Annotated in this window: 12 protein-coding genes and 4 pseudogenes; 6 read left to right on the top strand and 10 right to left on the bottom strand. The window is 50.8% G+C overall.

The window, feature by feature from the left end; all coding sequences use genetic code 11:
• Positions 1-3: 3 nt before the first annotated feature.
• Positions 4-654: a response regulator transcription factor RcsB gene (rcsB, locus tag AU509_RS03105; protein WP_026738877.1), complete on the top strand. Its 651-nt coding sequence runs from the start codon at positions 4-6 to the stop codon at positions 652-654.
• A 133-nt stretch (positions 655-787) separates the two neighbouring features.
• Here the strand turns inward: rcsB and rcsC are convergent, their stop codons facing one another.
• Both rcsC and gyrA read right to left on the bottom strand, forming a co-directional pair.
• Entirely contained in the window at positions 788-3,649 is a 2,862-nt protein-coding gene (rcsC, locus tag AU509_RS03100) for a two-component system sensor histidine kinase RcsC (RefSeq protein ID WP_094117632.1), read from the bottom strand.
• A gap of 131 nt (positions 3,650-3,780) precedes the next feature.
• Positions 3,781-6,419: pseudogene (gene gyrA, locus AU509_RS03095) on the bottom strand (DNA topoisomerase (ATP-hydrolyzing) subunit A).
• A 244-nt stretch (positions 6,420-6,663) separates the two neighbouring features.
• Between gyrA and ubiG the strand changes: the two are divergent.
• The 5 genes and pseudogenes from ubiG to AU509_RS03070 all read left to right on the top strand — a co-directional run.
• Positions 6,664-7,388 (top strand): annotated as a pseudogene (ubiG, locus tag AU509_RS03090) (bifunctional 2-polyprenyl-6-hydroxyphenol methylase/3-demethylubiquinol 3-O-methyltransferase UbiG).
• Positions 7,389-9,192: 1,804 nt separating this feature from the next.
• Positions 9,193-11,480 (top strand): annotated as a pseudogene (gene nrdA, locus AU509_RS03085) (class 1a ribonucleoside-diphosphate reductase subunit alpha).
• A gap of 186 nt (positions 11,481-11,666) precedes the next feature.
• Entirely contained in the window at positions 11,667-12,797 is a 1,131-nt protein-coding gene (gene nrdB, locus AU509_RS03080) for a class Ia ribonucleoside-diphosphate reductase subunit beta (RefSeq protein WP_085653511.1), read from the top strand.
• A gap of 2 nt (positions 12,798-12,799) precedes the next feature.
• A complete protein-coding gene (yfaE, locus tag AU509_RS03075) occupies positions 12,800-13,063 on the top strand; it encodes a class I ribonucleotide reductase maintenance protein YfaE (RefSeq protein ID WP_085653509.1) in 264 nt (87 codons plus the stop codon).
• Between the two features lie 399 nt (positions 13,064-13,462).
• A pseudogene (locus AU509_RS03070) lies at positions 13,463-13,813 on the top strand (SPFH domain-containing protein); the annotation flags it as partial.
• Between the two features lie 447 nt (positions 13,814-14,260).
• Here the strand turns inward: AU509_RS03070 and AU509_RS03060 are convergent.
• The 8 genes from AU509_RS03060 to AU509_RS03030 all read right to left on the bottom strand — a co-directional run bounded on the left by AU509_RS03060 (position 14,261) and on the right by AU509_RS03030 (position 18,854).
• A complete protein-coding gene (locus AU509_RS03060) occupies positions 14,261-14,458 on the bottom strand; it encodes a hypothetical protein (RefSeq protein ID WP_244200937.1) in 198 nt (65 codons plus the stop codon).
• Positions 14,451-14,786, bottom strand: a complete 336-nt coding sequence (locus tag AU509_RS03055; RefSeq protein WP_094117630.1) for a hypothetical protein — start codon at positions 14,784-14,786, stop codon at positions 14,451-14,453. The genes AU509_RS03060 and AU509_RS03055 overlap by 8 nt, the downstream gene beginning before the upstream one ends.
• A complete protein-coding gene (locus AU509_RS03050; protein WP_094117629.1) occupies positions 14,786-15,358 on the bottom strand; it encodes a hypothetical protein in 573 nt (190 codons plus the stop codon). Before AU509_RS03050 ends, AU509_RS03055 begins: the two co-directional genes overlap by 1 nt.
• A gap of 487 nt (positions 15,359-15,845) precedes the next feature.
• Complete coding sequence (locus AU509_RS03045; protein ID WP_094117628.1) at positions 15,846-17,243, bottom strand: tape measure protein; 1,398 nt, start codon at positions 17,241-17,243, stop codon at positions 15,846-15,848.
• A 149-nt stretch (positions 17,244-17,392) separates the two neighbouring features.
• Positions 17,393-17,923: a hypothetical protein gene (locus AU509_RS03040; protein ID WP_094117627.1), complete on the bottom strand. Its 531-nt coding sequence runs from the start codon at positions 17,921-17,923 to the stop codon at positions 17,393-17,395.
• 8 nt (positions 17,924-17,931) lie between these two features.
• Positions 17,932-18,207, bottom strand: a complete 276-nt coding sequence (locus AU509_RS03035) for a hypothetical protein (RefSeq protein WP_094117626.1) — start codon at positions 18,205-18,207, stop codon at positions 17,932-17,934.
• On the bottom strand, positions 18,204-18,341 hold the full coding sequence (locus AU509_RS18090) for a hypothetical protein (protein WP_162896343.1): 138 nt from the start codon (positions 18,339-18,341) through the stop codon (positions 18,204-18,206). The genes AU509_RS03035 and AU509_RS18090 overlap by 4 nt, the downstream gene beginning before the upstream one ends.
• Positions 18,342-18,473: 132 nt before the next feature.
• Complete coding sequence (locus tag AU509_RS03030; protein ID WP_094117625.1) at positions 18,474-18,854, bottom strand: helix-turn-helix domain-containing protein; 381 nt, start codon at positions 18,852-18,854, stop codon at positions 18,474-18,476.
• Positions 18,855-19,581 lie beyond the last annotated feature (727 nt).

Raw genomic sequence — 19,581 nt, 5'->3', positions numbered from 1 at the left:
ACAATGAACAACATTAATGTAATTATTGCAGACGACCATCCTATCGTTCTTTTCGGCATCAGAAAATCACTGGAACAAATCGAGTGGGTGAACGTCGTTGGGGAATTTGAAGACTCAACAGCATTAATCAATAATTTACCAAAGCTCAACGCCAACGTTCTTATTACTGATTTATCCATGCCAGGGGATAAATACGGCGACGGAATTACGCTGATCAAATATATCAAGCGTCACTTTCCGCAGCTGTCGATTATTGTTCTGACCATGAACAACAACCCCGCCATTCTTAGCGCCGTATTGGAGCTGGACATCGAAGGGATCGTCCTGAAGCAAGGCGCGCCGACGGATCTGCCTAAAGCATTGGCTGCATTGCAGAAAGGCAAGAAATTTACGCCGGAAAGCGTGAGCAAAGTGTTGGAGAAAATCAGCGCCAGCGGCTATGGCGATAAACGCCTGTCGCCGAAGGAAAGCGAAGTGCTACGTCTGTTCGCGGAAGGTTTCCTGGTGACTGAAATCGCCAGAAAGCTTAACCGCAGCATCAAGACCATCAGCAGCCAGAAGAAATCGGCCATGACCAAACTCGGGGTCGATAACGATATCGCGTTGTTGAACTACCTCTCCTCCGTCGGCGTCGCGTCGACAGAAAAAGAGTAATGCCGACCACCCGCCGATCGTCTCGGCGGGCATTTCATACTCAGGCTCTTCTCAGAGCCTTTTTTTTCGTTCACACTCCCCTACTCATCACCACCTGACTTGCCACCCGCCTATAGCGAGACGAGGATGACGGTCAGCTATCCTTGGACTCCACAGCGTTGTTCTGCCGCACCAGATTGGCGTAATACGCCAGAGACTGTTGCAGCGTATCCAGCGTGACCGGTTTCGACAGGCAGTTATCCATACCGGCTTCTAAACAGCGCTGTCGTTCTTCCGCCAGAGCGTTGGCGGTCACGCCAATGACCGGCAGCGTCATCGCCATCTCCCGCATCCGGCGTGTGAAGCCATACCCATCCAGATTCGGCATGTTGACATCCGTCAGCACGATATCCACGGAAGATTTGCTTAACACATCGAGCGCGTCCAGCCCATCGTTGGCCGTGACGACCTCATAACCCAACGACCCCAGCTGATCCGCCAGCAGACGGCGGTTAATCGGGTGATCGTCCACGACCAGAATATGGATGTCGTCGTTATCGCAGCTATAGCTTAGAGATGCCGGAGCGGCGGATGTTGGGGCAGGCAGCGCTTCTTTGCCGCGATAAATACGTTGCAGCAGCTGCGGTAGATCCTGCGGGGCCGAAGTGCTGTGCTCCCAGCATCCAGGCGACACTTCCTGCGCCGATCCGGTATGCGAGCCGCTGATCAGGATGTGCGCCCGCGCGCCGAGGTTCTGACTCAACGGATAGTCGCTGATCACGATCTCGTCGGCCGCCACGCTCTGCCCGCTATAGTCCTGCACATTCAGACCGTGTTCCTGCAGGAAGGCACGCAGGTAATTTCCCATATACGCGTTGCGAATACGCAGCCAGGCGTTTTTCCCTTGTAAGAGAGGATTAATCACCGTGAGCGGATACTGGGCCTGATATAGCGGAATGCGAATGCCGAACTGGCTGCCCAGCCCTGGAGCCGACTCGATGGTGATGTCGCCATCCATCAGGTTGACCAGCTTTTCACAAATCGCCAGCCCCAGACCGGTGCCCTGGAAATGCCGCTGCACGCCAGTTCCAGCCTGGAAGAAAGGATCGAACAGTTTCATCACTTCGCGCGTATTGATCCCGACGCCGGTATCCCGCACCAGAAACTCGATATACCCGTCGCGACAGCGCACCTGAAAGACAATACAGCCGGTATCGGTGAACTTGATGGCGTTGCTCAGCAAATTGGACAGCACCTGCTGCAAACGCACCGGATCGCCCGACAGGCTCAACGGCACCTTGGGTTCGATAAAACAGTAGAGCGTCAGGCGCTTCTTGACCACCAGCGGCAGATAGTTGCTCACCACGTGGCTGATCACTTCACGCGGGATAAACTGGCAGTTTTCGATCTTCAGCTGCTCGGACTCGATTTTGGAGAAATCGAGAATGTCGCTGATGATTTTCAGCAGCAGCTCAGACGAATTGTGCATCGCCGTCACCAGCCGGTTAGCATCTTTCGGCAGCGTCTTGGTTTGCAGCAAATCCAGGTTGCCGATGATGCCGTATAGCGGCGTGCGCAGTTCATGGCTGACCGTCGCCAGGAACATCGATTTGGACTGGCTGGCCTGCTCGGCCGCGTTAGCCATTTCCTGCAGCGACTCTTCCATTCTGACGCGGGCGCTGACGTCCAACAGGACGCAAATCGCGACGTTCTCATTGCGATAGCGTGAATGCACGAAGCTGATTTGCAGATGGTGGTTACGGCTGGTCAATACATCCACGGACTTGGACTGCTGTTCGCAGATAATCTTGGTGACGCGGATACGGTCTTCGTAGGTCAGCAGGCTAAGGTAGTTATGAGCCAGCTCGTTACTCAGAATATTGGCGCCGTCGCTGATACGCAGGATACAGATCCCCACCGGCGCGGAGGCCACGATCTTACGGTTGAACTGTTCGTTTTCTTCCAACTGAAACGCGTTCCTTTCCGCTGGCAGAAACATGCGCTGCTCCAGCACCCGGGTAATCACAAACAGCGCAATGGCCGACAGCAAATTCAGCAACGCCATGTTCATAATCAGAGAGTTCAGCGCCGCCAGAATGACCTCCAGCGGCAGCGCATACACGACGCTCAGCGTAGTCGGCAGCAGCGCCTTCTTCAGGATCAGGGCGTTGTAGTTATTGATGTAACCGAAGTAGGCGCTGATGTCTGGATAAGGCCCGTTGATATTATTACGCGCCGCATCGCTGAACTGCATCAGCGTACGGTTGTTTTGATCAAGCAGTTTGACGCTGAACGGCAAATCGCTGCTCAGCATGAAATCATCCAGCCGGATGGGCTGTTCGATTCCCATCACCGCCACCAGCTGGTTTTCCACATAAATTGGCATTAATGCGTAGAAGTAGCCGGTCTCAGAGGTCAGGCCGGAGCTGACCCAAAACAGACTGTCGTCACGCCGGGTCGACAGCTTGCTGTTGCGCTGCCCTTGCAGCCGTTCCTGCACGTTTCTGACCAGACTTTCGCTGTCCAGCGACTGGTTGCGGATGCCGAAATCCACCAGACACTGCTGGCGTCGGTCGACGAAGAAAATACGGTTCAGATCGTAGACGGAAGAGAAATCGTGATGCCACTGCTCAAAGAAGTGGATGAGCGGCGTCAGTTGGGAGGGATTTTTCTCATACTCTGCGGCGCAGTTGACCGACGACGACATACCGTAAATCGAGTAGGCCTTCTCCTGCACTTCGGTAAGATGCTCCCGACCGGGATTCGGCACGCTCAGCCGGTTAGTCGCCATGTATTTCAGCTCGCGCGCCACGTCGGTCGCGCGGCGAATATACCCCAAAGACTGATCGGCGTTCAGGGTGAACAGATGCCTCAGTTGAGACTCGCGTTCGTTAAGCGCCTTGCTGATATAAAACAATGAGATCAGCGCCCCCAGGAGCCACAGCGCCAGAGCCAGCGCCCGGAACAAATACCGGGAAAATTTCAGAGTGGTCTGAAATGAAGCTACAAATTTCAAGGGAATACCGTCAGGTTATGGGATAAAAAACTGCCGCTGAACCAGCGGCTACCACAGTACCGATCCCGCATAAAAAAAGCCAGCGCATCACACGCTGGCTTAGTTATCGCATCCGGAGCAACCGCCTCGGATTACTCGTCGTCTACGGCTTCATCGTCGTCATTGTCAGATTCGTGCTCATCGCCTTCCTCTTCAATGCTCTCACCGTCGACGCCAACGACGCCGTCCAGCTCTTCATCTTCCACCGGTTCGGCTACGCGCTGCAAGCCGACGACATTTTCGTCTTCGGCAGTACGAATCAGCGTGACGCCTGGGTGTTACGACCGACGATGCTGACCTCGGATACGCGGGTACGCACCAACGTTCCGGCATCGGTAATCATCATGATCTGATCGGCCGTATCGACCTGCACCGCGCCGACGACCTGTCCGTTACGCTCACTCACCTTGATGGAGATCACCCCTTTGGTGGCGCGAGATTTCACCGGATATTCACCCACCGCAGTACGCTTACCGAAGCCGTTCTGCGTGACGGTCAGGATATCGCCGTCGCCGCGAGGCACAATCAACGAAACCACGCGGTCATCGTCCTGCAGGTTGATACCGCGCACACCGGTCGCAGTACGACCCATCGCACGTACCGCCTGCTCGGAGAAGCGCACGACTTTGCCTGAAGCGGAGAACAACATGACTTCGTTACTGCCATCCGTCAGATCGACGCCAATCAGTTCGTCGCCGTCGTTCAGGTTGACGGCGATGATGCCAGCGCTGCGTGGGCGGCTGAACTCGGTCAGCGCGGTTTTCTTCACCGTACCGCTGGCCGTCGCCATAAAGATGTTCAGCCCTTCTTCGTATTCACGTACCGGCAGAATGGCGGTGATACGTTCGTTAGGCTCCAGCGGCAGCAGGTTGACGATAGGACGTCCACGGGCTCCACGACTGGCTTCCGGTAGCTGATAGACTTTCATCCAGTACAGACGACCGCGGCTGGAGAAGCACAGGATCGTATCGTGGGTATTCGCCACCAGCAGACGATCGATGAAGTCCTCTTCCTTGATGCGGGCGGCAGACTTGCCGCGTCCGCCACGACGCTGCGCCTCATAGTCGGTCAACGGCTGGTACTTCACGTAGCCCTGATGGGACAGCGTCACCACCACATCTTCCTGGTTGATCAGGTCTTCGATGTTGATGTCGGCGCTGTTCGCGGTGATCTCGGTGCGACGTGGATCGTTGTACTGTTCCTTGATCGCTTCGAGCTCTTCGCGAATCACTTCCATCAGACGATCCGGGCTGTTCAGAATGAACAGCAGTTCGGCGATTTGCTCCAGCAACGCCTTGTATTCGTCCAGCAGCTTTTCATGTTCCAGACCGGTCAGTTTCTGCAGACGCAGATCCAGAATGGCCTGAGCCTGCTGCTCGGTCAGGTAATAGTGACCGTCGCGAATACCGAATTCCGGCTCCAGCCACTCAGGACGCGCGGCATCGTCGCCAGCACGTTCCAGCATGGCGGCGACAGAACCCAGTTTCCAGGCATGTGACACCAGCGCGGCTTTCGCTTCGGCAGGCGTTGGCGCCTGACGGATCATCTCGATGATGGGGTCGATGTTCGCCAGCGCAATGGCCAGACCTTCCAAAATATGGGCGCGTTCTCGCGCTTTGCGCAGCTCATAAATCGTGCGGCGCGTCACCACTTCACGGCGGTGACGAACAAATGCGGACAGGATCTCTTTCAGCGTCATTAAACGCGGTTGGCCCTGATGCAGCGCCACCATGTTGATACCGAAGGAGACCTGCATCTGCGTCTGGGAGTAGAGGTGGTTCAGAACTACTTCACCCACCGCATCGCGTTTGATCTCGATGACGATACGCATCCCGTCCTTATCGGACTCATCGCGCAGCGCGCTGATGCCTTCGATGCGCTTGTCTTTCACCAACTCGGCCATTTTCTCAATCAGGCGAGCTTTGTTCACCTGATAAGGAATTTCATGCACGATGATGGTTTCACGGCCGGTTTTCGCATCCGCTTCGACTTCGGCGCGAGCGCGGATATACACCTTGCCGCGGCCTGTGCGATACGCTTCTTCGATGCCGCGCTTACCATTGATGATGGCGGCGGTAGGGAAATCGGGTCCCTTGATGTGCTCCATCAAGCCTTCAAGGCTGATGTTTTCATCGTTGATGTAGGCCAGACAGCCGTCAATCACTTCAGACAGGTTGTGAGGTGGAATGTTGGTCGCCATCCCCACTGCGATACCGGAAGATCCGTTGACCAGCAGGTTGGGAATGCGCGTCGGCATGACGTCTGGAATCTGTTCCGTGCCGTCGTAGTTCGGCACGAAATCGACCGTTTCTTTGTCCAGATCGGACAGCAATTCATGGGCGATTTTCGACATGCGAACTTCGGTGTAACGCATGGCGGCAGCGGAATCTCCGTCGATCGAGCCAAAGTTACCCTGTCCATCCACCAGCATGTAACGCAGCGAGAATGGCTGAGCCATACGCACGATGGTGTCGTAAACCGCACTGTCACCGTGGGGGTGGTATTTACCGATGACGTCCCCGACCACACGGGCCGATTTTTTATAAGGTTTGTTCCAGTCATTCCCGAGTACGTTCATCGCGAACAGTACGCGACGGTGTACCGGCTTCAGGCCATCGCGAACATCTGGCAACGCACGTCCGACAATAACAGACATGGCATAGTCCAGATACGAGCTTTTCAGCTCCTCTTCGATGTTAACCGGTGTAATTTCTCTGGCAAGGTCGCTCATGGAGCCGCTATCCCTCTATTAATGCATCTACCCGAGTTCAAAAGGTGAAAAAGTATATCACAAAGCGGGGTTTCGGGGGAAACTCCGCACCCCGCGCCGGGTTTTTACCGCCGGGCCAGGAGACTGATTTTTACGGCTTGCGCCGATGCCTTCCCGTCCATACGCATCGGCTCGACTACAACAACCGCGGCAGGCCGGATATACTCACTAACAGCGAAAAATGACGATAAGGTAAGACATGCACATGAAGGCTGATTCCCATACCCAAAACGTCGACCACGACGAAATCGCCAAGTTTGAAGCCGTCGCCTCCCGCTGGTGGGATCTGGAAGGCGAATTCAAACCCCTACACCGCATTAATCCGCTGCGTTTGGGATATATCTCCCGCCATGCCGAAGGCCTGTTTGGCAAGAAGGTCCTGGACGTAGGCTGCGGGGGCGGTATTTTGTCCGAAAGCATGGCGCGCGAAGGCGCTCAGGTGACGGGGCTGGATATGGGGGGCGAACCGTTGCAGGTTGCGCGCCTTCATGCTCTGGAAAGTGGAATCAACGTACATTACGTGCAGGAAACCGTAGAAGCTCATGCCGAGGCTCACGCTGGCGAATATGACGTGGTGACCTGCATGGAGATGCTTGAGCATGTGCCTGACCCGCGTTCCGTCATCGAGGCCTGCGCCCGTTTGGTCAAGCCCGGCGGTCAGGTATTTTTCTCCACGATCAACCGCAACGCCAAAGCGTGGCTGATGATGATAGTCGGCGCCGAATATGTCGCGAAAATGGTGCCGCGTGGAACGCATGATATCAAAAAGTTTATACGCCCTGCCGAACTCCTGGGATGCTTGATACGACGCCACTGCGGGAAAAGCACATCACCGGGTTGCACTATAATCCGCTGTTCGACACATTCAGTCTGGGTGGGAATGTAGACGTTAACTATATGCTGCATACACAGCGTGAAAACGCCGAATAAACTGACAAGCCATGCCAGTCGTTTAAGTTCTCCTCGTTCCTTCCGCATCGAATACGCTCTCATCATCGATTCGGGAGGACGGCATAACAAGCGGGGAAACCACATCGTCCTCCCTGTTCCTGTCTGACTATTGCTTTCCTGCTTGCCGCTGACATTGCCACTCCTCCTCTTTCAATGATGGTGACGCCGTCATTCGGTCGGGGACAAGGCAAAACCAACGCTAGCCTGATGTCTGTCCACGGCAGATGAATAAGATGCCGCCTTCAATGTTCAATATTTTTAATATGTAAAAGCAGTAGAAGTATTTTCGATATTTCTATTATTTCTTCCAGATTATTCCTAAAAAGCTATTTATTTTTTATTTGTGTCTTTTATCGCTTCGATGACCTCAATCATAGGGGCGGGAAACTCCGCCCCTAAATATCACCACAGCAATAACAATGGATAACCTTGTGGTAACCACACAAAATAATCGATGCGTAAAAAAGCGTAGCCACAATAGCATGGTCACGACCATCTATTTTTATCGCAGAGATTATTTAGCGTTATACGTGGCGCCGGGGAATTGATTATTTACCCCGGAAGATGCGCAGACTCATTTAGAATCGACCATTTCTATTGTCATTACTTCCCTTGTTACTACGTCCGGATGATTTTCCGCTCGAGCTGCCCTGCGAAGGGCTGCTACTGCGACTACTTGCCGAACTAGACGCCAACACCCACTGAGCTGATGGCCAGACGTTGCGACATGGCTATCGTTGCTCACAGTACCAGGATAAACACCTTCGGTGCTGGAATAGGCATTCAGGGAGGCAATGGATATAACCAAACCGGTAATAGAACTAAGTAAAATAGAGACTTTTCTATATTGCATATTGAATTTTCCTTATTCATGGATTTAATAAAACCATTTAAACATTAACCCAATAAGAAAATATTAAAAAATAAACATAATATAATAAATGTAACTCAATATGATAAAAGCGAATAGAGAATATTTATTTTTACAGAGATAGTTATAATATAACATTATTACTTAGTGCGTTTTTTTTGCAATCAATAAAAATATAAAAAATAACCAAGCAACCATTTTATTTATCTCTATTTAAAAACCGAGAAGATAACATTTTAAATATGAGCCTCTTTTTTATCTGCTCGGTAATTAATAAACATAACTAATACATTTCATTAATAAAAACACGGCGCACGCCATGCTATGCCCCCGCATTGATCCCCCCGACGTTATCGTCGAGCGCGATTTCATTTCTTTTTAAAAGCGGTTTTAGCTCGCACACAGACGTCTATCGCTCTCCACGCCTGGCCGTCTCCGACTCAACATCGCTCCTCTCCTCGTATCAAAACACAAAGCAATAGACGTGCATTAAGGCCCCAAAAGGTCGAACCACCAAGTCGGAGTCTGAAGGGAAACGGCGCTTTTTTTGTGACCACCCCATCTGCTGGTCAAACAACCAAACACATGACCAGATCAAGAAGTCGTTTTTTACGTTCGGATTAAGAATCCAGCGGTCGATCAATTTTTTTATTTTTTAGCGCAAAAGGTTGACATAAAACAAAGCCGCATCACGTCTGGGATCGGCTGGTTCCACTCCATTTCATTGCATTGCTCGGGTGAAAAAGCGAGCAATCCGTTCACTTGCATTAACACGTAATTCTCACTATCTTGTTATCAAAACCAACCCACCCCCCTATATATAGTGTTTATCTTATGTATCAAACACTATTTTTCGCATGCAAAAATGCAGGCGTACGGGGGTGCCTAGAACTCAAACAGGTATTCCGCCACATGAACCAGAGTCTGCTCGTTACCAAACGCGATGGCAGTAAAGAACGCATCAATCTGGATAAAATTCACCGGGTTATCACATGGGCAGCCGAAGGATTGCACAACGTCTCGGTTTCTCAAGTTGAGCTGCGCTCCCATATCCAGTTTTATGACGGCATCAAAACCGCCGACATTCATGAGACCATCATCAAGGCCGCAGCAGACCTGATTTCCAAAGAAAGCCCGGATTACCAATATCTGGCCGCCCGTCTGGCTATCTTCCATCTGCGTAAAAAAGCGTATGGCCAGTTCGAGCCGCCCAAGCTGTACGATCACGTCGTCAAAATGGTCGACATGGGTAAATACGATCGCCACCTGCTGGAAGACTACACGCCGGAAGAATTCGCCCAGATGAACGACTTTATCGATCACTGGCGCGATATGAACTTCTCTTATGCCGCCGTGAAACAGTTGGAAGGCAAATATCTGGTCCAGAACCGCGTGACCGGCGAGATCTACGAAAGCGCCCAGTTCCTGTACATGCTGGTCGCGGCGTGCCTGTTCTCCGGTTACCCACGCGAAACGCGACTGGATTACGTGAGACGCTTCTATGACGCGGTGTCGTCCTTCAAGATTTCTCTGCCGACCCCGATCATGTCCGGCGTTCGTACCCCGACCCGGCAGTTCAGCTCTTGCGTCCTGATCGAGTGCGGCGACAGCCTCGACTCTATCAATGCGACCTCCAGCGCTATCGTGAAATACGTATCTCAGCGCGCCGGCATCGGCATCAACGCCGGGCGTATCCGAGCGCTGGGCAGCCCGATCCGCGGCGGCGAAGCTTCCATACCGGCTGCGTACCGTTCTACAAACACTTCCAGACGGCGGTGAAGTCCTGCTCTCAGGGCGGCGTACGCGGCGGCGCGGCGACGCTGTTCTACCCGCTCTGGCATTTGGAAGTCGAAAGCCTGTTGGTCCTCAAAAACAACCGCGGCGTCGAAGGCAACCGCGTTCGCCATCTCGACTACGGCGTACAGCTCAACAAGCTGATGTACCAGCGTCTGCTCAAGGGCGAAGATATCACCCTGTTCAGCCCGTCGGACGTTCCCGGTCTGTACGACGCCTTCTTCGTCAATCAGGAAGAGTTCGAACGCCTGTACGTTAAATACGAGCAGGACGACAGCATTCGCAAGCAGCGCATCAAAGCGGTCGAACTGTTCTCACTGATGATGCAAGAGCGCGCATCGACCGGCCGTATCTATATTCAGAACGTCGATCACTGCAACACCCACAGCCCGTTCGACCCGCAGATCGCGCCAGTGCGTCAGTCCAACCTGTGTCTGGAAATCGCGCTGCCGACCAAACCGCTGAACGACGTAAATGACGAAAACGGCGAAATCGCGCTGTGTACGCTGTCCGCCTTTAACCTTGGCGCGATTGATAGCCTCGACGATCTGGAAGAGCTAGCGACGCTGGCCGTGCGCGCGCTGGATGCGCTGCTGGACTATCAGGATTACCCCATCCCCGCCGCCGAACGTGGCGCGATGGGCCGCCGTACGCTGGGTATCGGTGTGATCAACTTCGCCTACTATCTGGCGAAAAACGGCGTCCGTTACTCCGACGGCAGCGCCAACAACCTGACGCACCGCACCTTTGAAGCCATTCAGTACTACCTGCTGAAAGCCTCCAATGTGCTGGCGCGCGAGCAAGGCGCCTGCCCGTGGTTCAACGAAACCACCTACTCTCAGGGCGTACTGCCGATCGACACCTATAAGCGCGATCTGGACAACATCAGCAACGAACCGCTGCACTTCGACTGGGAAACGCTGCGCCAGGACATCAAGACCCACGGCCTGCGCAACTCCACGCTGTCCGCGCTGATGCCGTCCGAAACGTCGTCGCAGATTTCCAACGCCACCAACGGCATTGAGCCGCCGCGCGGCCACATCAGCGTGAAAGCATCGAAAGATGGGATCCTTCGTCAGGTCGTGCCGGAATATGAGCGCCTGAAGGGTCAGTACGAACTGCTGTGGGAAATGCCGAACAACGACGGTTATCTGCAACTGGTGGGGCTGATGCAGAAATTCGTCGACCAGGCGATTTCCTCCAACACCAATTACGATCCGTCGCGCTTCGCATCTGGCAAGGTGCCGATGAAACAGCTGCTGAAAGATCTGCTGACGGCTTACAAACTCGGCGTCAAAACGCTTTATTACCAAAATACGCGTGACGGCGCAGAGGATTCACAGGACGACCTGTTAGACGTTGCCGCACAGGATGATGGCTGCGAAGGCGGCGCCTGCAAAATCTAATGCCGTGCGCGAAACGATTGTCCTAAGTGTCGAAGACCGTTTCGTCATCGCCGGGTTATCAGTAAACTCAATAGAAACTGCCGTCTTCCGGACGGCAGTTTTCTGATTTTCTATGACGGACGCGCTGTCCGTCCGAGATCGCCGCAAACGGCGTTGAAAATGCTCCGGCCTTTTTTTGGAGATACCATGGCCTATACCACTTTTTCACAGAACAAAAACAATCAGCTACTGGAGCCGATGTTCTTCGGCCAGTCGGTTAACGTGGCGCGTTACGACCAGCAGAAATACGAGATTTTCGAAAAACTGATCGAAAAGCAGCTCTCCTTCTTCTGGCGACCGGAAGAAGTCGACGTCTCCCGCGACCGCATCGATTATCAGGCTCTGCCAGATCACGAAAAGCATATTTTCATCAGCAACCTGAAGTATCAGACGCTGCTGGACTCCATTCAGGGTCGAAGCCCGAACGTGGCACTGCTACCGCTTATTTCTATTCCTGAGCTGGAGACCTGGGTGGAAACCTGGGCGTTCTCCGAAACCATCCACTCCCGCTCTTACACGCATATCATTCGAAATATCGTCAACGACCCGTCTCTGGTGTTCGACGATATCGTCGCCAACGAAGAGATCCTCAAGCGCGCCAAAGACATCTCCGGCTACTACGACGATCTGATCGAGATGACCAATTACTATCATCTGCTGGGTGAAGGAACACATCAGGTGAACGGTAAAACCATCGAGATCAACCTGTATCAGTTGAAGAAACAGCTATACCTGTGCCTGATGAGCGTCAACGCGTTGGAAGCGATCCGCTTTTACGTCAGCTTCGCCTGTTCTTTCGCCTTCGCGGAACGCGAACTGATGGAGGGCAACGCCAAAATCATCAAGCTGATTGCCCGCGATGAAGCGCTGCACCTGACCGGAACGCAGCATATGCTGAATTTATTGCGTTCGGGACATGACGATCCGGAAATGGCGAAGGTGGCGGAAGAGTGCCAGCAGCAGAGCTACGATCTGTTCGTGCTGGCTGCACAGCAGGAAAAAGAGTGGGCGGAATACCTGTTCCGCGACGGCTCCATGATCGGCCTCAACAAAGATATTCTGTGCCAGTACATCGAGTACATCACCAATATCCGCATGCAGGCGGTCGGACTGCCGCTGCCGTTTGAAACCCGCACCAACCCAATTCCGTGGATTAATGCCTGGCTGGTGTCGGACAACGTGCAGGTCGCCCCGCAGGAAGTCGAAGTCAGCTCCTATCTGGTCGGACAAATCGACTCGGAAATTAATGCCGACGACCTGAGCGACTTCCAGCTGTAATCATGAGTAGGCCCACCATCACCCTGCGCACGTCCGGTGCGCAGTTTGAGTATAGCGAAGAAGAAAACGCCACCTTGCTGGAAGCGTTAGAAACGCAGCGGGTCAACGTGGAGTACCACTGCCGTTCTGGTTACTGCGGCGCCTGCCGCACTCGCCTCCTCAAAGGTGAGGTCGCCTATGTGCAGACGCCGTTGGCGTTCTTTCTGCCAGGCGAAATTCTCCCCTGCTGCTGTAAACCGCTTAACGACGTCGAGTTGGATATCTAGCCAGCCGGTTCACGCCGCTGGCATTTTCCAACCCTGTCCTTCTCTGTCAGCCCCTCGTCCTCGGTAGGCTTCCTGATAACATCAGACCGGCAAAAGTCGGGCTGACGCACGAAGCCGCTCCCACATCGATCAGCCGCCTACCCTACTCGCCACTTTCCCGTAGACGCGACAACCTAAAACAGAAAACAACTTGCGCGCAGTAATGACGTAACACGCGTACGACAAAAACACCTCCCATAACATCGTATTATCTCACTAATGACGCTGAGGGTTACCAACCCGGTCAGCCGCGACGGCGACGCTCAAAGATGACGCCATGAGAATCCCGGTTCATCGCACCATTTGGCCGCACAAATTAGGTTACACTAAGCGGATAAAACACCAGGGAGAGTGAACTAAATGCTAACTTTTATTTTTGTCATTATTATCGTTGCGCTGATCATCGTCTGGTCAGGCATTAAAATCGTGCCTCAGGGCTACCAGTGGACGGTAGAACGCTTTGGCCGTTACACCCGCACGCTCATGCCCGGCCTCAACCTGATAGTGCCTTTCATGGACCGCGTAGGGCGCAAAATCAACATGATGGAACAAGTGCTGGAGATCCCGTCTCAGGAAATCATCTCCAAAGACAACGCCAACGTCACCATCGATGCCGTGTGCTTTATTCAGGTGATCGACGCCGCGCAGGCCGCCTATGAAGTCAGCAATCTGGAACTGGCGATTATCAACCTGACCATGACCAATGTACGAGTCTAATCATGCAATACGGGTAAATAAGAGTCAAGAACTATTCTCCAGTTGATTGAGAAGGGAGACACTCAGAGCCAGATACAACATTTCACCAAAGAAGAGAGAGTTATCATTTTTTAGTCCTCATCAATCAAGTATGCCAAGCCAATCAAGCGTACGCGGTTCTGTGTAAGCCCACCCATTTTGTACTTCTTAATCAGTCCATAACCAATCTCATCTAACCGGTTCAGGGCTGTTTCAGACAGCTTAAGCAGGATGTTTGCACCGTTGTAACCGGATTCGCTGGTGAATGGCCCTGTGGCCTCAGCTGGGAGGATTTTCTCCTTCTGAGTACGGCTGTATCGACGGGTATACTCTTTGGTGCAGTGAGAACAGTTATGGGATTTAACGTAGCGGGTACGGTTCCCACACTTGGTACAGATATTACCCTCAAATGTTACAGGTTCATTACACATTTCTTAACACTCCTTCCAGATAACGGTGAATCTTGGTCTGCTGTGAAAACTCTGAGCCATCGTCAGAGCGTCTGACCAGCTTCGAGAACAGTTTAGGGTGAATCTTGCCGCTGACGTTAGCATAGGCAACCTCACGCCCCTTTGAATCGTAGTACTGGTTTGGGTCCGGGGTGAAATCAATCTCAGTCATCAGATAACTCCATCTTTGTGGCTGCATCAATGGCGTACTGTGCTGCTGTACGGGCCTTGAGGACGTTTGCTTGAGCTTCCAGTAACTGGGCTGCTGATTGCTGTTTAACATGGCTAAGGGTTGCTGAAGCCTTACTAATCACATCTTCACAGAATGCTTTAGCACCAGACGGTAGAGAGGCTGTCACTTTGACAAACTGGACGGCATCAATTCCCAATGCTTCACATTGTGGTTTGAATGATTCAATGGCCTTGCTGGTGGCCTGAAGGGACAACCTTGCTTTCAGCTTATTAATCTGTTCTTGGTAAGCTTTCTCTTGGGGATTCATTATTCAGCCTCATCGGTAATAGAAATGTTCAGGTAATCTTCAAAGGACTGAATAGAGGCCAATGCTTCACGGGCTTCTTTCACAATCAAATTACGCTGGTGGATGGCATCTTTAACTTTATGTTCCCGACGAGACAGTTGGGAATTAACTGAGCTGGTGGCTTCGGACTTGATGGCGTCCATAATAGGCTTCATCACATCATCTTTAGCATTCTTAGGAATCGGGGTGAATGCAATAAAGCCAGACATGATTTGATGAACCATAAAGCCCTGCTCATTCATCTCCCGGATAATACGCTGCTGGTTAGTGGGGTATACCTGCTTAATAGTGAAACCGTGGCGTTCACTTGGCAGTGCTAATAGGTCAGCTTCTTTACGAGCCACCATAATATCGAAGTCTTCTTTTGCTGACTGATATTCAGAAGTGACTGATTCGACTTTTTCAGAGGCTGCTTTAATTTTTGGGATAAATACTTCTTCAACACGCTGCTTTTGTTCATACGGCAGCAGGTGGGAGATTGACTCACCAATAGGTGAGATTACTGTGGCTTGCTTCAGATTAAATTCAGACATTGTTTATACCTTATTTCAGATGTAAAAAATCCCCGTCCGAGCCAACTTAATGGAACTCAAACGAGGTATATTTAATTGGGTTGCCCGGCTGAATTGCTAAAAATGGATGAAATTTAAAAAACAAATCAACCGGGTCTTATTTGGGTGCCTGTTACGTCGCGGTAACAGGACTTTTTATCTTCTCTGGTGAAAGAGAATAACAACCGAGGAGCATGACAAAAGGAAGAGCAACTAAAAAGGAAACCGTTTTCAAACGTCATAAAACCATCTTAGCATGTATATATATGTTGTCAATATGTTAATAGCCTATTTTCACAGATATCTTTAATTAATTGATACCGTCTGTCATAGGTCATCATTTTTGGAATCACATAATCAGGATTGCTTCTTTCTTTAATTCGAATAGGACGCTTATTTACCACTGTGTAGCATTTTTTCATTCAACCTCAATAATAAAATAAATAGGGGCGCATGGCCCCATATGAAATTAATCACCTAGATGCTCTGTGGCAACGTTGACGTCCTCACCGTGGAGGCTGATGCTCTTATCAGTGATATGTCCAATCTGGTTACCGTCTAACATCACATTCAAATTCAGAGTTGCTTTAACATCAGGTGCAGGGATTGCCATACTCGGGTTAAAGGAGCTGGGAATCGGTGTATTGAAGTACGTCAGGTTATCAGCTCCCATCGTACCGTTGGACGGGTTCATGGCATTGTTACTGCGCAACCACTCAGTTAATGGTTCCATAAGACGGGTGAATGGACTATCAGACGGTGTATCTGTGTCCTTCGCTCCCATCACGTTGTACAGCGTCTCAGGAGACATAAGCCACTGTGCCAACTCAGCAGCACCCACAACCATGAATGCGCCACCAGCACGTGCCAGCAGCCCTTTACCGGCCCCTTTAGCAGCAGCACCAGCAGCAGCCGTTCCAGCCTCACCAGCAACTGTTCCAGCAGTGCTTGCAGCACCAGCGATGTTAGCGAGCCATTTCAATTTACCTGCTACAGTAGCCAGAGTCCCTACTGTTGCGACTACAGCTACCAGCTCTGTACCGAACCGTTGCGCTCCGTCGACAAGCTTCTTCTGACCGTCGTCAAGGTCCATATACCACGCTGACATACGCAGGAATGCTACAGAGGCCATACGAGCCATGTAGTCGATATCATCCACTGCGCTAGCGGCTACAGAAGCAATCTCACCGAAGATGTGGCCCAATGCTTCAGAGATTGGCACGGAGTCAGCCAGCAACTTAGCCAGTGACGAGTTGAATTTACCCATACCACCCTCAGCAGCATCGAAACCCTTCACAAGGTTATTCTCAAGCCCTGCTTTAACTCGTCCGATACCGGTGACGGCCATGCCGCTGACTTTAGCCAGCCCGCCAGCTTCCTCATTTAGTTTTGCTAGATGGTCAGATAGTTTAGGCAGAACGTCTTTGGACATCAATTTGCCGGTGGACATGATTTTATTCAGCTCTGGTACAGAGACACCGATAGCATCAGCAATCAGCTGCTCACCACCCGGTACGTGTTCAGGCAACTGGTTCTTCACTTCATCAGCAGACAGTGTCCCTTTAGAGGCCATCTGTGTGAACGCGAGCATCATGCCCTTCATCTTCTCGTTGTCTAATCCGCGTAACCGGCCAAAGATGTTGGCTTGCTCATAAAAATCTTTCGAACCTTGATAGCCGAGGGAAGGAGCTGCACCAGCACCGAAATCAGTCATACCTTTCAGAGTCTCTGTGTAAGACATCCCAATCTGCTGACCGAATGCCGCAGCGGTGGCTTTAGCATCTGCTGTATTACCCTTGAAGACAGCGGATGCAGCGATATCAGCGGACTGTCGCTTGACCCCGGCTTCCACAGACTTCTGAACCAAGTTGATTGCGGCATACAGGCTCCCAGCAGCGATTGTAAGACGTCCTAAGCCAGACCCTAACCCTTCGGCCTTGCTGGCGGCTCGACTGTTGGCAGAGGCCCATTTGTGTGCTGAATCAGTAGCAGCCCGGACACTGGCTTTAAGCTGGGTTAGTGACGCCGCTGTACCTTTACCAATGGCATCATCTCGAAGCCCTGTAACCTGCTGGCGGAGCTGTATGCCCGCGCTTGACCAGATGCCCCCATCCCTTCCAGTTTACGTGTCAGTGGCGAATAGAGCTGCGTCATAGCTACGTTTCGATATCGGTCAGGGTTGACTGATTGGCCGCGCTTCGGTGTGCGTGGGCCGGAGTTAGACGGTTCATAGGCCTGTGTGACGGACTGTTTGATACGTTTAGCAGACCCTCTCGCTGAACGCTCCAGAGCTTTTAATGAGGCTTTACCGGCCCCTGAGAAGTCCATTGCATCAGAGTAAGCCTTTTTCACCTGTCTGGCTGACGATTGTGCAGCCTTGGTCACATGGTTAAGGTTGCCTTTGGGTGAGAATGCTTTATTGAGGTTTGTCTCTAATCGGGATGCAATTTTCAAGACATCCTTTTCGAGACGGGATAATTGTTTGGTCACTTGGTCATTAAAGCCAAGCTGGATAATAAACTCATCCACAGTAAAATTATTAGCCATTCACTTTTTTAATACTCCACATTTACGTTTTCTGTTGTGCTCCAGATTAAATCCAAGAGAGCGTCATGGGTTTTAATCACCATCTCATAGAGCAAGACAGCGGATTCAATCCTCAGATTCTCTTTTTCAAAAAGTTTCATCAGTGTGAGGACGTTAATTTCAGGCAGTGCCTTTAGAATGGTGACCATTAATTCTGGTTCACTGGAATTATCAAGGACACAGTCTGTTAAATCAGGATGTGGACCACGGGGTAAGTTGAAACACTCGTAATATCGGTTCTTCATTTTTTAATTTCCTTTAAAGCGTTGCTTAAAATGGTTGCGAGAAACTGAATTCGGGTTAAGTCATTTTCATCTGCTAACTCATCAACAAGAATGAGAGTGCTGTAGGAGATTCGAATCCTATCTCTTAATTTCATTTTTAATTCCTTCTTGCTTTAACAGGAGGTTCAATGTCTGCTGGCGGGATAAACCATAGTACTCTGCAATTTCATTCAACTTTGATAATAGAGCTGGTGGAATGTACATAACGGTGTGTGTGTTGATTTTGTTCATTCAATTCCTTCATAGGCTGGAAGTTTATAATCGGAGTCTTCCTCATCGCTCTTATAGGATGGGAGAGGTTCATTCTTAATAATTTGGTCAGGGGTGAGTAGGACACGATAAACTTTTGAGCTGTCCATTCTCTGAGTGGATTCAATCATTCCCGCTTTTTCAAGTTGAGAGATACCGAGGATGATTGCTTTGCGTCCGACGCCTAACATGTCGGCTAAATAAGCGTGAGACGGGAAAATTTCCAATCCACTACTATGGAGAGAGAGCATGAAGAGAAAAATGTCTTTTGCTGTAGGTGAGAGTTTAACGTTATTAAACTGTGTCAGTCGCTTAATACAGTAAAACGACTTGAAGAACGTTTCAGTTGGCTGTTCCATTCATGGGGTATTCCTTGTATTGAGAAAGAAGGGTCCGCTTTAAGCGGTAGAGTGATTCTGTCAGATGACTTTATCGAGTCCCTGTCTCAGTAATCGGTTAAGTAAGGCTGAATAACTCAACCCCTGTTGTTTTGCCATTTCTCGGAGCTTGATATCCAGAGCTTTCGAGATTTGAAATTGGACTTTTGCTCGTTCCATAAATTTTTTCCTTGACTTTTATAAAACTATAATACAACTGTACCATCCGTGTGGGTAATGTCAACATATATTTAACATAGTGTTAACATTTTATGGGGGGTATACCTTTTCGGCACAAGGGGTATGTCTTTTCGGCATAGGGGGGTATGCCAAAAGGGAACACTATAAGATTAGAGAAATAAGATTAACTTAACAGATTACTTTAAAGACTCTGTAAAGAGGGCTTCATGAAAAGCATGGCTAACGCCAAAAGGCCATGAGGGATAAACAGAACACTGTACAGTGGAATCACTCAGTAAAGGTCGCTCTCAGCTTCGCTATGTGTGAGCTTCTTTTGGCTACAGAGAACTTTTAAGTTGACAGGTGAAAAAATCCCAGCTATGCTGTGCTTGCTTTACCCTCTGAACAGTTCTTTTAAAAGAACACTCAGATAAAATAAGATAATAAATAAAGAACAATAGAATCTGTACAGTACAAGCTCTTGCTTCGCTATGGGAGCTTTTTGTATTGGAGTGTTCTGTACAGATTG

The sequence above is a fragment of the Lonsdalea britannica genome, from assembly GCF_002111595.1.
Lineage (GTDB): Bacteria > Pseudomonadota > Gammaproteobacteria > Enterobacterales > Enterobacteriaceae > Lonsdalea > Lonsdalea britannica.
The sequence above is the reverse complement of the archived record's forward strand: the minus strand, read 5'-3'. Positions and strand labels throughout refer to the sequence as shown.